Consider the following 12,554-nt stretch of genomic DNA (forward strand, 5'->3'; position numbering starts at 1 on the left):
CTTCTGTTTTGATTTCTTGCTTAGAATGATACAATAATAGCAAGAGGAGGGAATTTCATGAAAAAATGGTGGGTTATTATCGCAGGCATTCTAAGTTATGTAATAGGCATCGGAATGTATATGTCCAATCGCATTATGTTTATGAAGAAAAAAGAAGATGCCTTTATACAAAATCGCGAAATTGAGGCGAAACGTTTTAGTGTAAAAGAGTTCGGAGCATTACCAAGAACAGAACTCCTCATTCCCTCTCCAGAAGGCTATTCGTTAAAATGTGTATTAATCGAACCCCATAATACAAAAAAATGGATCATTATTTGTCACGGTGTTACCGAAAATAAAATCAATTCTTTTAAATATGCCGATATGTTTATGAAACTTGGATTTAATGCCGTTATCTACGATCATCGCCGTCATGGTGAATCCGGCGGTAAAACGAGCAGTTACGGTCATTATGAGAAATTTGATTTACAAGCCGTTATAGCTGAGGTAAAGAAACGCAAAGGAAACGACATTATGCTTGGTATTCACGGTGAATCGATGGGAGCCGTAACGACACTTTTATACGCTGGGATGCTTGAAGATACGGCTGATTTTTATATCGTTGATTGTCCCTTCTCAAACTTCGAGGAACAAATTAAACATCAAATGAGCCAGGAAGTTCCTGTACCGTCATGGGCTGTTTTCCCAATCGGTCGCGCTTTCATTAAACTTCGCGATGGCTACTGGACAAGTGAGGTCTCTCCAATTGACTATGTAAACAATATTCAAAAACCCATTTTATTTATCCATAGTGAACCCGACCGTTTCATTCCTGCCTCCATGACACAAGCCTTATACGAGCAAAAAAGAGGGCCAAAACAGATTTACTTAGCGAAAAAAGGGGCTCATGCCCAGTCCTATAACGAAAATCCTGAAGAATATGAAACACAAATTAAACTATTTTTAGAAACATATGTTTATGATAAAGAAGAAGGTGCTTAATTATGCCGACCTGTCAGCATTGTTATGCTAAATGGAGTTGGAGAGAAACATTTTGCAAAATGTTTACGTTTAAAAATAAGCTCAAATGCTCCTCCTGCAAAACATTTCAATATATATCAAAAAAGTCAAGAAACCAAATAAGCCTATTGTCAGTCATGCCTTGCTTAAGCTCCGTGCCATTAGTATCATTCAACTTGCCTATTAAAGTCATTGTATCTTTACAATTCATAACAATTGTTTTAGCACTGATTTGGATGCCCTTTCTATATAAGCTAAACAATAAGGATGAACCAATGTGGTAGTGGTATGTTGCTGAACATACACCAGGCTGTCTTAAGAGTTAATCAACTTCAAGACAGCCTTATTCGTGTAAACTATTTCCGATAAAAACTAAGCCGCGGGTTTAAAATTTCATTCGGACTTTTAAGCATAAAACAATTCGCTGATTCTACAAAATCAATTTTCATCATTTCATCTAAATAAATCATTTTCGACTTCTCTACATAGATAGTTGGACCATTCGTATCAATCTTCTCGAAATCTGCATCCAGCTCCTGAACGAGCCAAAGCGCGGTTACTCCATTAACTGCGCAGCCGCAATCATCTGTATCGTATTTTAATAGCAGATACCCACTATCTCCATTCATCTTCTCCGTTACTTTCGTTAAAGCTTTCTCTGTCCATTCAATATACATATAAGCCCCTCCTTAACTTATTCATTATACATAATCCATCGTTTTCTGTTGAATCATTCCCCTACTGAATATTTTTTACTTTTCCGCTTAAGCTATAAAAAAATAGCCGGAGTCTTTATTATGAAAAAAATTGATTCGACGCAGATGTTTTTTGTACTCTCCCTATCCATCGGTCTCTTTAATCATGTGATGATTATACCTATTCTTTTTGATACAGCTGGTCGAGATGCTTGGTTTTGGACGTTAGTTACATGCGGAATTGCTTGTTTCTTTGTTGTTCTTTTATTATTTATTTTACGACGAAAGCAACAGGAACCCCTCCATATATGGCTTGAAAATAGAATAGGAAAACGATTCGCTAAAGTAACGATTTGGCTGATCATTCTTTATCTACTATCAATTATACTCGTCACCATTAAAGATACGGTAGATTGGGTTATATCGAGCTTTCTTTTTGAAACGCCATTACTTGCAATCGTCCTTCCCTTTGCTATTGTTTGTTTTTTTCTTGCACAGGCAGGGCTTCGTGCTATATCGATTAATTCAGCTCTACTGCTACCTATTGTCGTTGTATTAGGCATCCTCGTTTCTACTGGGAATATGCCAAAGAAAAATTTTCATTTTTTATTTCCATTGTTTGAACAAGGCTATTTTCATGGAGCAAAAGCGATTATTTATGCCTCCAATGGCTTTTTAGAGCTTCTTTTTCTTGTTATTTTGCAACATCACTTTACAGATGCCAAACGATTTAAAGCGAAAACACTCGTCTCTTTAACGATTATGTTAATCATCCTTATGGTTGGGCCGATTACTGGCGCACTTGCTGAATTTGGTCCTATTTTATCTAGCGAATTACGCCATCCTTCTTATGAACAATGGCGCTTATTAAAAATTGGCAAATACATTTCACATACAGATTTTTTCTCTATTTATCAATGGCTGGCAGGTGCCTTTATTCGCGTTGTTTTACCTATGTTTATGATTGTCGATTTATTAAATCTTCAAAAACCAGCTGTCAAAAAAATCATTCTTATGTTTCTTTCTTTATTAGTCGTAATCATGCCGCTTATCCCATGGAGCAATATTACGTTTTACACCTTTATGAAAAACTATTATTTTACAAATACCGCTTATTTTCTACACGCACTCGGACTTCTGTTTTTTATTTGTGCCCTATTGAAACCAAGAAGAAAGGTGAAGAAAAATGAAGCTGTTTAAAAACGAAACTAAAAAATATACAGATGATACCTTTCGTAATCAATTTTCCAATAGCCCTGATGTTCATTTTAAAACAATTTTTTCAAGTACGACCAATCGTCCAGTCAAAATGCTCGTTTTTTTTGCTCCTAGTCTCGTCAATATGGCAGAATTGAATGACCATATTTTAGAAGATCTCGAAAAAATTATTTATATTGAAGAAGATAAAAATAAACAACGAGATGACTCCTTTACAAATACCTTAATGGATTTTCGTTCAATACCCTTTGATGGTAACTCCGAATCTTTATACCAATTCATTTTTGGTGGAGAAGTACTTATTTTTATTGAAGAAAAACAACAACTATATTCAATTGCCGTCCCCGAAGTCCCAAATCGTCAGCCAGAAGAATCTGCTTTTGAAGTGTCTATTCGTGGACCACGCGATGGCTTTATTGAAGATGTATCCGTCAATGTCGCCTTAATCAGAAAAAGATTACGAACTTCCACCCTCACAGTAAAAGAATTCATTGTTGGTAAACGTAGTCAAACAAAAGTTGTCCTGTTATATATGGATGATATTATTGAACCTTCTTTAGTGACCACCGTTACAGCAAAAATAAATGAGCTAAATATTGATATTCTAACAAGTAGTCAACAACTACAAGAGTTAATCTCAGAACATACACTCAACCTTTTTCCGCTGACAGATTATACAAGTCGTCCTGATTATTGTGTCGAGTGTTTAAATCAAGGGCGATTCATACTAATTATTGATGGGCAGCCAACAGTTATCGTCGCTCCCACGACATTACTTCTACAAGTAAAAACAGCGGAAGACTCTAACCTTCCTTTTTTTTACGTTTCATTTGAGCGAATTTTGCGTATTGGAGGTTTTTTTCTCTCAATATTAATACCTGGATTTTGGGTCGCGCTTTCTACCGTTAATATCGAACAAATCCCGTTTACCTTACTTGCCACAATCAGTGTCTCACGTCTTGGTTTACCGCTGTCTGCAACTATGGAAATGTTTCTTATGCTTGCATTATTTGAACTTTTTCGCGAATCAGGCGTCCGTCTTCCAAAAGCTGTTGGACAAACGGTTGCTGTTGTTGGAGGATTAATTGTAGGAGATGCAGCCATTCGTGCAGGCTTAACATCCCCAACAATGCTTGTAGTCGCAGCCATCACTTCTGTTGCTTCATTTACACTTGTTAACCAAGCTTTAACAGGTGCTGTCACAGTACTTCGATTTGCGATTCTGTTTCTTAGCTCTATTCTTGGCATATATGGCTTAATTATCGGTTTTATTATAACAACCGCTCTCCTATCAAGCTTAGAATCATTTGGCATTCCATACATGAATGATTTCTCACCTGCTACTCTACACAAAATGGTTGTTTCCTTCTTAAAAAAGCCGTGGAAATGGGCGAGCAAAAGGAACGAATCAACAATCGATCAAACAAGAAAAGGGGGGCAAACATGAAAAGGATTATAAAAAAAGGCTTGGTACTCATGATTTGTCTGCTATTCTTATCTGGTTGCTGGGATCAAAAAAACATACAGGACATACACTATGTCACAACTTTCGGGGTTGATTATAAAGACGGAAAGTATATTGTATATGTCCAACTAATTGATTTCGCTGGAGTAGCCAAACAAGAAGTAAAGCCAACTACTCCTTCAAGATCCTATATAGGTCATAATAGTGGAAAAACGATTACAGAAGCGATTAATAACTTATACAAAACAGCACAGCAACGTTTATTTCTTGGACACGTTCATACGTTTATCCTGACAGAAAATGCCTTAAAGCAAGATATTAATGACATTATTGACGCTGCTTTTCGTAATAACTTTATCCGTTATTCAAGCAATTTTTTTGTTACGAAAAAGCCACTAGATGAGCTCCTTAAGATTACTGGCTTTTTCAATTTATCTCCTATGTATTCTGAGCTTCATTTTCCTGATGAAGTATATAGAAACCGCTCTTTCATCAGGCCCATTACGATTCAAGAATTTATTGCCGAATATCGAGAAGCAGCAGTAACAGCCATAGTCCCGTCCATTGCATGGAATGCAAAAGATTGGAAGGATAATAGTAAGAAGAAACTAAAAACATTCACCATTGATGGTGCCTATACCTTATTCTACAATAAATCCAAACCATGGTATTCAGAAGAAGAATTGGCAGGTGTTCGCTGGATGACAAAAGATACAACGAGAACGCCTGTTGACATCCAAACAAAAGATGGATTTGCCTATTTTTCCATGGCACATCCAAAGACGAAGATTAAACCAATCATAGAAGGAAATCAAGCAAAGTTTATCATTCATTGTTCTGTATCAGGACGTATTCTAGGACTTACATCTCATAAGAGTATAAAGGCTCTAGAGAAATCACTAAAATCTTCAATCGCCCAAGACATCCGAAAAACATTTGAAGCAGGCTTAAGAAACAACGCTGACCCGCTTAATTTAGGTGGAACGCTCTATCGAAAAGAGCTCAGATTTTGGCAAGCTCATCACTTTAATGAGCCAAATGATTATTTACACAGAGATGCCCTTCAAGCCATTCATATAGATGTTAAGCTTGCCAACACAGGCATATTAAAAGCAAAACCATTTAAAGATAAAGAGATTCTCGGAAAATAATTATACTTCTGCAAATAGAAAAAGAAGCTGGCTCGAAAATGCAAATTTTCAAGCCAGCTTCTTTTTAGTTGATTGTCACAGTATTGTGTCACATTTTTTCTAATTGCTTAACCGCTGGAGTTAAGTTTGCAAAGAAATAGGTTTCACGTAATCTTCGTGACGGATTACTTTTTCCAAATAACCTTCCATTATGCAGCATATCGGCTTGCACAGCTTTTAATGTTAATTATACAGATTAATACAGAACTTCATTCTTACGCTCATCTACCATAACCGTAAAACTTGTGTCTGTATTAGAACGATTCATCATCTCAATGCTATAAACTTTTTCCTTCACCTCATAGAGTACATGCAGAACCATAAATCGTTGACTTGCAGCTTCTGTCACGTGATTAATCGCTTTCGTGACGGCCTCTTGTTCAGCTATGCTTTGGGTGTCGGTCAGCACAAGAAGGAACTTTGCCTTCGTTTTCGCCGGGAACGATTCTTTAATCTCTCCTATATACCATGGCTTTACTTTCATTCCAATTTCTAAATCCTCATAGGAGAGCTCTCTGCCCTTCAAATCTTGAATAAGGGTCTCCTTCGTCATCTTATAATAGGTACTTTTAATTAAAACCCGTTTGTCATCAAGGTCGGTAATAAACCCTGTGTCCCCTTTTTCAATCCGCTCTTTCTGAGTATCAGAAGGGTGACAACCGACTAACCCGATTATCACAAACAAACATAATAAATTTATCAGCTTTCGCTTCAAAATGTTGCCTCCTTATGTTTTTTAAATATATGTACCCATTCATCTTCCAAAAGGCAGGATCAAGAAACAAACGCTATTAAAAATAAAGTGAAACTTCCATAACATAGCCTTGAACAAAAAAGCTGTACCAAAGTATATCTTTTTAGTACAGCTTGCTAGTATTTTATTTCTTGAAAAAAGCTCGTTTCCCAACTAGTTCAGCTGTTGCAGGAAATAAATAATACAACTTACTCGCCACATTCATCCAACCCGGTAAGTTGATTTCTCGTTTATTCGTCAACATGGATTCAACAATTTTTTGAGCAACCGCTTCCGGCTTTAACATAAATTTTTGAATGTTTTTGACATAGTTACCCGATTCGTCAGCCGTTTCAAAAAAGCTTGTCTCAATAGGGCCAGGATTCACGGTTGTAACAGAAATCCCCTCTTCTTTTACTTCCATTCGCAGCGCATTTGAGTAACCTAGTACAGCAAATTTAGTTGCCGAATAGAGCGATGATTTAGGTGTAGCCATTTTACCGGCCTGGGACGCAATATTAATAATATGCCCTGCTTTCCGACGTTTCATCGAAGAAAGTACGTTATTTGTACAAGCCATTAAACCGAGTACATTGACATCAAACATCGCTTTAGCTTCATCTATATCGGTTTCAGCAGCTTCTTTAAAAATGCCGTACCCCGCATTATTCACTAAAATATCAACTTCCCCAACCTCGTTCACAATTCGTTCAAAAACGGCTTGCACCTCATTCGAATTCGCGACATCAAGTTCAAATGCAAATACAGAAACACCGAACGTATCAATAAGTGTCTTACGCAATGCTACTAATTTATCCATACTTCTTGCAAGCAGTACAATACTGGCTCCTTGTTTAGCTGCTTGAATTGCAATCTCTTTTCCTAACCCGCCAGAAGCTCCTGTAATAACAACAATTTTTCCTCTTAATCTTGTCATCTTATTACGCAATAGAGAAAAGTGTTAAACCCGATTGGATTTCACTTTTAATCTCCCCTAAGTCTTCTAAATAATCTAATTGACCAATCGTCTCCCACATCGTCAAATCAGTTTCTTTGCGGTACACTTTCGGAAATAGACGCTTACAAATTTCAAATCCAGTTAACGGCTTTTCTTCCAGCATTTTTTTCACCTGCATCGCACGCTCATGCTGGCGGTTCATACGAAATTGAGCCCATTCTTCTACACCTTCAACTTCCTCTCCGTGCCCTGAATACACTTTCGAAATTGGAAAATTCAGTATTTTCCTTAGCGATTCATTATATTGAAGCAATGGTTTTGGACGTTCTTCACCAGGGGAAAGTGGAGGCTCTATAATCGGATTGGGTGATATTTTAGCAATTACATGGTCACCGCCGATTAATACGGCATCACTTTCTCGATACAATGATATATGACTTTGTGCATGACCTAACGTCTCAATCGTTCTCCAATTAGGTAAACCCGGTATTTCATCGCCTTCTGTTAAAAAAGCAGCAAGCTTTCTTCCATTATAAAATGCTCTCTCTTTTTTAGAGTAAGTTAGTTTCCCTTTTAACTCTTCTTCAATTCCCAGTAAATCTGCATATTCAAGAAAAAATTGATTACACATATGTAAAAACTCATCGCTCCCATCAAGCCAGCGCTGATTATTTTTATGGCCATACAAAGGCACATCTTGGGCAAATAAATCAAGTGCACCAGCATGATCAGGATGATGATGCGTTAAAACGATTTGTTCAATGTCTTCTACTTTCAACTTTAATTCACCTAATTTATAATCGAGCGCTTCTTTTGACTCCTTCGTTTTAAGACCTGTATCAATTAAAGTTAAAGCATCTCCTTTTACAACATATACATTTACGTCACCAACCGCAAACGGTGTTGGCAATGCAATCTTTGCGATATTATTCTCCCAGTTCACCATTATTTTATCCACCTTAAACATTATATTGGGCTTTGTTATACGATGCTGTTGATTGCCAAGAGCCTTTAACAAAGCATTATATTAAAAATTTGTTACACAACAGCCTTACACTTATATAATCCATATTTTACATTTTCTCTTGGATGTTGTCATTATTTTCGCATAATTGTGGTTATTTTTTTGTATCGTGCATACATTATATATTGACAGTTTACTTGTTTATCCTGCATAATCACAAGTAATTAAATCGTTTGGCTATGAGTAAGACCAAGTAAATAGATGACGGTGAATAGAGAGTGAGGCTCGCTTTTGGCTGCAAGGCTTCACCACCCTCTCATGTATTGAACCTACCTTATGAGCCTTCAGGAAAACCTGACGTATATCCAACGTTAAAGGATCTTAAAGCGCAGCTTTCAGCGAACGTAAAAGAGAAAGTTGAACAAAGGTGGTACCACGGAAGCAAGATCTTTCGTCCTTTATGGATGAGAGATCTTTTTTTATTTGGCTTTGTTACATAATGCGATGTAAACATGGCTACATTCGCTAACAGAGCCTTTGACTTTAACAAAGGAGCGAAAGAAAATGAAGAAAATAACCTTTATTGGGGCAGGTTCTATGGCTGAGGCTATTATTTCAGGATTAGTAGCCCAACAAGTGGTAGATCCTAAAAATATTAACGTAACAAACAAATCAAATGAAGCTAGATTAGCATCCTTAAACGAAAAATATGGTGTAACAGGGACACGGAATATACAAGAAGCTATGAAAGAAGCCGACGTTGTTTTACTAGCTGTAAAGCCAAAAGATATGTTAGCTACCATGCAATCCATTCAACCATATATTACAACTGAGATGATGCTCGTCTCTGTTGCAGCAGGTGTTCATACCGCAAGCCTTGAGGGAATTGCGGCAAAAGAGGTAGCCGTTATTCGCGCGATGCCTAATACGTCCGCAACGGTCGGGCAATCAGCCACAGCGATTAGTACAAATGCGTACACATCGGCGGAACAACGTCAAACAGCGATTACGCTTTTTGAAACGATCGGCTCTGTCGTCGTTGTTGAAGAAGAGCAGCTAGACGCTGTAACAGGTCTATCCGGCAGCGGCCCTGCTTACCTATATTATCTTGTTGAAGCAATGGAAAAGTCAGCACAAGATCTCGGCCTTGATGCCGATACTGCTAAACAATTAATCATTCAAACAATGCTAGGTGCTGCCCAAATGCTTAAGCATTCCACAAAATCACCAGCTACTTTAAGAAAAGAAGTGACGTCTCCAGGCGGAACGACCGAAGCAGGATTAAAAGTACTACAAAATTATGAAGTCGATCAAGCTTTTATCGCGTGTATTGAGGAAGCAACTGCACAATCCAAACGAATGGGGAAACAAATTAGTGACAAGCTTGCACAATATGCTGTTCCCCGCTAAATCGGCATGATTTTATGCCAATTTCGCTAGATTCTTAAGTATAAAAAGAGCCTGATTAAAAGGGACAGGATATGCCTCTTTTGATTCATGCTCTTTTTACTCTTTAAGTGTGGGATAAATCGAATGTTTAGCTAATTGTTTTTTTACTTGCTATACTAAATTTCATATTTAAGGAAATAAGGAGTGAGATTAACATGAATGCTAAGCTTTTTTCTACTTATACTATCAAAGGTGTAACTTTTAAAAATCGAATTGTTATGGCACCGATGTGTATGTATTCTAGTCAGGAAGATGGCCACGTTAAAAACTGGCATGTAACGCATTATACAAGCCGAGCAGTTGGCGGTGTAGGTTTAATTATTCTAGAAGCAACAGCGGTTGATCCTCAAGGTCGGATTTCCGTTAATGACTTAGGCATTTGGAATGATGAACAGCTACCAGGACTGTCACAGCTCGTATCAATGATGAAAGAGCAAGGAGCAAAAACAGGCATTCAACTCGCTCACGCAGGTCGAAAAGCAACAGTACCAGGCAACATCTACGCACCGTCACCCATTGCTTTTAATGAGACTTATAAACAGCCCCAAGAAATGACACAAGCTGATATTGAAAAAACAATCCTCTCCTTTCAACAAGCAGCAGCACGAGCAAAAAAAGCAGGATTTGATGTCATTGAACTACATGCCGCTCATGGTTACTTACTAAATGAATTTCTCTCACCGCTAAGCAACAAACGAAATGATGAATACGGCGGCTCTAGTGAAAATCGTTATAAAATCGTGAAAGAAGTCATCGCTGCAGTAAAGCAAGTATGGGAAGGTCCACTATTTGTACGTATTTCTGCTCATGATTATCAAGAAGGCGGCATGACAGCAGAGCAGTATATCGAAATAAGTAAATGGATGAAGGAAGATGGAGTCGACTTAATGGATGTAAGTTCTGGAGCTGTTGTGCCCGCTTCTATTCCTGTCTATCCAGGCTACCAAGTACCGTTCAGTGAAACGATCAAATCCGGAGCCTCTATTGCTACAGGAGCAGTTGGGTTAATTACAACTGGCATCCAAGCGGAAGAAATTTTACAAAATGAGCGCGCCAATCTTATTTTTATCGGTCGTGAACTGTTACGCGACCCTTATTGGCCAAGAAACGCGGCAAAAGAACTTCGCTATGAAATAGAAGCACCTACGCCATACAAGCGCGGCTGGTAAAGAAGATTATTTAGGACGAATTCATAGTGAAACAACTACTCAAAAGCAAAATCCCATCATACAGCGGGATTTTGCTCTGTCTCAATAAAACTCCTCGAAAAACCACTTTCTTTAGCGAAAGAATACTAGTTTTGTCACCCTGAAAGGAATTAACTATCAAAGCTAGAATTCTTCTTATTAACTATAGCGGCCTGTAAATATTAATGAGGAGGAGAATACTATGAATACAAATGAAGTGTCCAAATTATTAGGTGTTTCTCCTAAAACCGTTCTTCGTTGGATCACACAATTAAGCCTAGAGATTGAAAGAACTCCCCTTAAGCATTATCGATTTTCAGAAGAAGATGTAGCTTTACTCCAGCAGGTTCAGGAACAACTGAAAAATGGTACCCCTCTGCAAAACATGAAAATTCATGAAAAAAAAGTACGGAAGGCAAAAGCAGCAAACAAACCATCTAAAGATGAAAGTAAGATGTATGACAAGCTAGTAGAGAGAATTGAACATCTTGAACGGAAATTATCAACAAAAGCAGATGATGTCGTTTCATACCAAATCTTACAACACCGAAACGAAATTGAAGAGTTACAAAGCGTTGTTTGCGAGCTAACTCAACAAATCGAAACGCTCCAAACCAAACTAGAAGTAGCCTCACAAGCCGACTGCTTCCTTGCCTTCGACGAAGCAGCTTCAACAGAAAAATCAAAGAAAAAGCCATTTTTCAGCACTCTTTTTCGCTCCTCCAAAAAAGAAGCACAAACAAACTAATTATATACAGTGAAACTTGCATCAGTGGGGATTCTCTTCATCCCCCACCTATCTTCTTTGCTTCCTTATAAGCTTTAGGTGGAAGTCTTACTGCCCGTTAAATGTGAAACAAAAAGTGCCTACTCTCAAGGAATAGGCACTTTTTTATATGATTAGGCTAAAACTGCTCGGTCATTATTCATTTTTTCACCTTTAATACGTTGGAATTCATTCAATAATTTTTCAACAGTTAACGCCTGTTTCTCTTCTCCTCTTGCTTCAAAAATAATTTGTCCTTTGTCCATCATGATTAAGGAGTCACCTAAATCAATTGCTTGCTGCATATTGTGTGTGACCATTAATGTTGTCAATTTGCTTTGTTCAACAATTTCCTTAGTCAATTGTGTTACAAGTTCTGCACGAGAAGGATCAAGCGCTGCTGTATGTTCGTCTAGAAGCAAAATTTTCGGGTTAGTAAAGGTCGCCATAAGGAGCGATAGCGCTTGACGCTCCCCGCCGGATAATAAACCAACCTTCGCTGTCATTCGATTTTCTAAACCTAAATGAAGCGTTTCTAAACTTTCTTTAAAAAATGCTTTTCGTTTATTCGTTACGCCAAAACGTAAACCGCGGCCATTTGTTCGACCATATGCAATGGCCATATTCTCTTCAATCGTCATATGCGGAGCTGTTCCGGCCATCGGATCTTGGAATACACGGCCAATGAGTTTGGCTCGCTGGTGTTCTTCTACTCCAGATACCTTTTGACCATCAATAAGAACTTCCCCTGTATCCGGAAGAATCTTTCCAGATACCATGTTCATTAACGTCGATTTTCCTGCACCATTACTGCCGATCACCGTAACAAATTCACCTTTTTTTAATTGAAGTTGAAGGTTTTGCAGAGCGAGCTTCTCATCTGGTGTTCCTTCATTAAATACCTTATAAATTCCATTCAGATGAAGCATC

Annotated in this window: 13 protein-coding genes and 1 pseudogene; 8 read left to right on the forward strand and 6 right to left on the reverse strand. The window is 37.9% G+C overall.

What is annotated here, in order from left to right; translation table 11 throughout:
* Positions 1 to 57 precede the first annotated feature (57 nt).
* Together BAOM_RS16650 and BAOM_RS25590 are read left to right on the forward strand one after the other, a co-directional pair.
* Positions 58 to 981 (forward strand): alpha/beta hydrolase, encoded by a 924-nt coding sequence (locus BAOM_RS16650; protein ID WP_127761242.1) that lies wholly within the window; start codon positions 58 to 60, stop codon positions 979 to 981.
* A 2-nt stretch (positions 982 to 983) separates the two neighbouring features.
* Positions 984 to 1,283: a TIGR04104 family putative zinc finger protein gene (locus BAOM_RS25590; RefSeq protein ID WP_127761243.1), complete on the forward strand. Its 300-nt coding sequence runs from the start codon at positions 984 to 986 to the stop codon at positions 1,281 to 1,283.
* Positions 1,284 to 1,355: 72 nt separating this feature from the next.
* On the opposite strand, the gene BAOM_RS16660 is transcribed toward BAOM_RS25590, so the two are convergent.
* Entirely contained in the window at positions 1,356 to 1,676 is a 321-nt protein-coding gene (locus BAOM_RS16660; RefSeq protein WP_127761244.1) for an iron-sulfur cluster biosynthesis family protein, read from the reverse strand.
* 120 nt (positions 1,677 to 1,796) lie between these two features.
* On the opposite strand from BAOM_RS16660, the gene BAOM_RS16665 reads away from it, so the two are divergent.
* The 3 genes from BAOM_RS16665 to BAOM_RS16675 are packed head-to-tail and all read left to right on the forward strand — an operon-like array spanning position 1,797 to position 5,528.
* On the forward strand, positions 1,797 to 2,894 hold the full coding sequence (locus BAOM_RS16665) for an endospore germination permease (protein WP_127761245.1): 1,098 nt from the start codon (positions 1,797 to 1,799) through the stop codon (positions 2,892 to 2,894).
* Positions 2,881 to 4,359 (forward strand): spore germination protein, encoded by a 1,479-nt coding sequence (locus BAOM_RS16670; RefSeq protein WP_127761246.1) that lies wholly within the window; start codon positions 2,881 to 2,883, stop codon positions 4,357 to 4,359. The genes BAOM_RS16665 and BAOM_RS16670 overlap by 14 nt, the downstream gene beginning before the upstream one ends.
* Positions 4,356 to 5,528 (forward strand): Ger(x)C family spore germination protein, encoded by a 1,173-nt coding sequence (locus BAOM_RS16675; RefSeq protein ID WP_164853269.1) that lies wholly within the window; start codon positions 4,356 to 4,358, stop codon positions 5,526 to 5,528. The genes BAOM_RS16670 and BAOM_RS16675 overlap by 4 nt, the downstream gene beginning before the upstream one ends.
* An 88-nt stretch (positions 5,529 to 5,616) precedes the next feature.
* Here BAOM_RS16675 and BAOM_RS25210 read toward each other — a convergent pair.
* The 4 genes and pseudogenes from BAOM_RS25210 to BAOM_RS16695 form a co-directional block, all read right to left on the reverse strand.
* A pseudogene (locus tag BAOM_RS25210) lies at positions 5,617 to 5,754 on the reverse strand (acyl-CoA dehydrogenase); the annotation flags it as partial.
* A gap of 9 nt (positions 5,755 to 5,763) precedes the next feature.
* Complete coding sequence (locus BAOM_RS16685; RefSeq protein WP_127761248.1) at positions 5,764 to 6,282, reverse strand: DUF3221 domain-containing protein; 519 nt, start codon at positions 6,280 to 6,282, stop codon at positions 5,764 to 5,766.
* Between the two features lie 163 nt (positions 6,283 to 6,445).
* Positions 6,446 to 7,237 (reverse strand): SDR family NAD(P)-dependent oxidoreductase, encoded by a 792-nt coding sequence (locus tag BAOM_RS16690; protein ID WP_127761249.1) that lies wholly within the window; start codon positions 7,235 to 7,237, stop codon positions 6,446 to 6,448.
* A 4-nt stretch (positions 7,238 to 7,241) separates the two neighbouring features.
* Positions 7,242 to 8,204, reverse strand: a complete 963-nt coding sequence (locus tag BAOM_RS16695; protein ID WP_127761250.1) for an MBL fold metallo-hydrolase — start codon at positions 8,202 to 8,204, stop codon at positions 7,242 to 7,244.
* Between the two features lie 582 nt (positions 8,205 to 8,786).
* Between BAOM_RS16695 and proC the strand changes: the two genes are divergently transcribed.
* The 3 genes from proC (at position 8,787) to BAOM_RS16710 (ending at position 11,606) form a co-directional block, all read left to right on the forward strand.
* Positions 8,787 to 9,632 carry a pyrroline-5-carboxylate reductase gene (gene proC / locus BAOM_RS16700; protein ID WP_127761251.1) on the forward strand — a complete coding sequence of 282 codons (846 nt, stop codon included), beginning with the start codon at positions 8,787 to 8,789 and terminating at the stop codon, positions 9,630 to 9,632.
* Positions 9,633 to 9,826: 194 nt separating this feature from the next.
* Positions 9,827 to 10,840: an NADPH dehydrogenase NamA gene (gene namA / locus BAOM_RS16705; protein WP_127761252.1), complete on the forward strand. Its 1,014-nt coding sequence runs from the start codon at positions 9,827 to 9,829 to the stop codon at positions 10,838 to 10,840.
* A gap of 220 nt (positions 10,841 to 11,060) precedes the next feature.
* Entirely contained in the window at positions 11,061 to 11,606 is a 546-nt protein-coding gene (locus BAOM_RS16710) for a MerR family transcriptional regulator (protein ID WP_127761253.1), read from the forward strand.
* A gap of 152 nt (positions 11,607 to 11,758) precedes the next feature.
* Here BAOM_RS16710 and BAOM_RS16715 read toward each other — a convergent pair whose 3' ends face one another.
* Positions 11,759 to 12,553, reverse strand: coding sequence for an ABC transporter ATP-binding protein (locus tag BAOM_RS16715; RefSeq protein ID WP_127761254.1), 795 nt, complete (start codon positions 12,551 to 12,553; stop codon positions 11,759 to 11,761).
* Position 12,554 lies beyond the last annotated feature (1 nt).

It is taken from the genome of Peribacillus asahii (assembly GCF_004006295.1).
Classification (GTDB): domain Bacteria; phylum Bacillota; class Bacilli; order Bacillales; family DSM-1321; genus Peribacillus; species Peribacillus asahii_A.

What these genes read in the sequence shown, in the direction of transcription:
- BAOM_RS16650 (WP_127761242.1), top strand. Translation starts at nt 58, where the DNA reads ATGAAAAAATGGTGGGTTATTATCGCAGGCATTCTAAGTTATGTAATA.
- BAOM_RS25590 (WP_127761243.1), top strand. Translation starts at nt 984, where the DNA reads ATGCCGACCTGTCAGCATTGTTATGCTAAATGGAGTTGGAGAGAAACA.
- BAOM_RS16660 (WP_127761244.1), bottom strand. Translation starts at nt 1,676, where the DNA reads ATGTATATTGAATGGACAGAGAAAGCTTTAACGAAAGTAACGGAGAAG.
- BAOM_RS16665 (WP_127761245.1), top strand. Translation starts at nt 1,797, where the DNA reads ATGAAAAAAATTGATTCGACGCAGATGTTTTTTGTACTCTCCCTATCC.
- BAOM_RS16670 (WP_127761246.1), top strand. Translation starts at nt 2,881, where the DNA reads ATGAAGCTGTTTAAAAACGAAACTAAAAAATATACAGATGATACCTTT.
- BAOM_RS16675 (WP_164853269.1), top strand. Translation starts at nt 4,356, where the DNA reads ATGAAAAGGATTATAAAAAAAGGCTTGGTACTCATGATTTGTCTGCTA.
- BAOM_RS16690 (WP_127761249.1), bottom strand. Translation starts at nt 7,237, where the DNA reads ATGACAAGATTAAGAGGAAAAATTGTTGTTATTACAGGAGCTTCTGGC.
- BAOM_RS16695 (WP_127761250.1), bottom strand. Translation starts at nt 8,204, where the DNA reads ATGGTGAACTGGGAGAATAATATCGCAAAGATTGCATTGCCAACACCG.
- proC (WP_127761251.1), top strand. Translation starts at nt 8,787, where the DNA reads ATGAAGAAAATAACCTTTATTGGGGCAGGTTCTATGGCTGAGGCTATT.
- namA (WP_127761252.1), top strand. Translation starts at nt 9,827, where the DNA reads ATGAATGCTAAGCTTTTTTCTACTTATACTATCAAAGGTGTAACTTTT.
- BAOM_RS16710 (WP_127761253.1), top strand. Translation starts at nt 11,061, where the DNA reads ATGAATACAAATGAAGTGTCCAAATTATTAGGTGTTTCTCCTAAAACC.
- BAOM_RS16715 (WP_127761254.1), bottom strand. Translation starts at nt 12,553, where the DNA reads ATGCTTCATCTGAATGGAATTTATAAGGTATTTAATGAAGGAACACCA.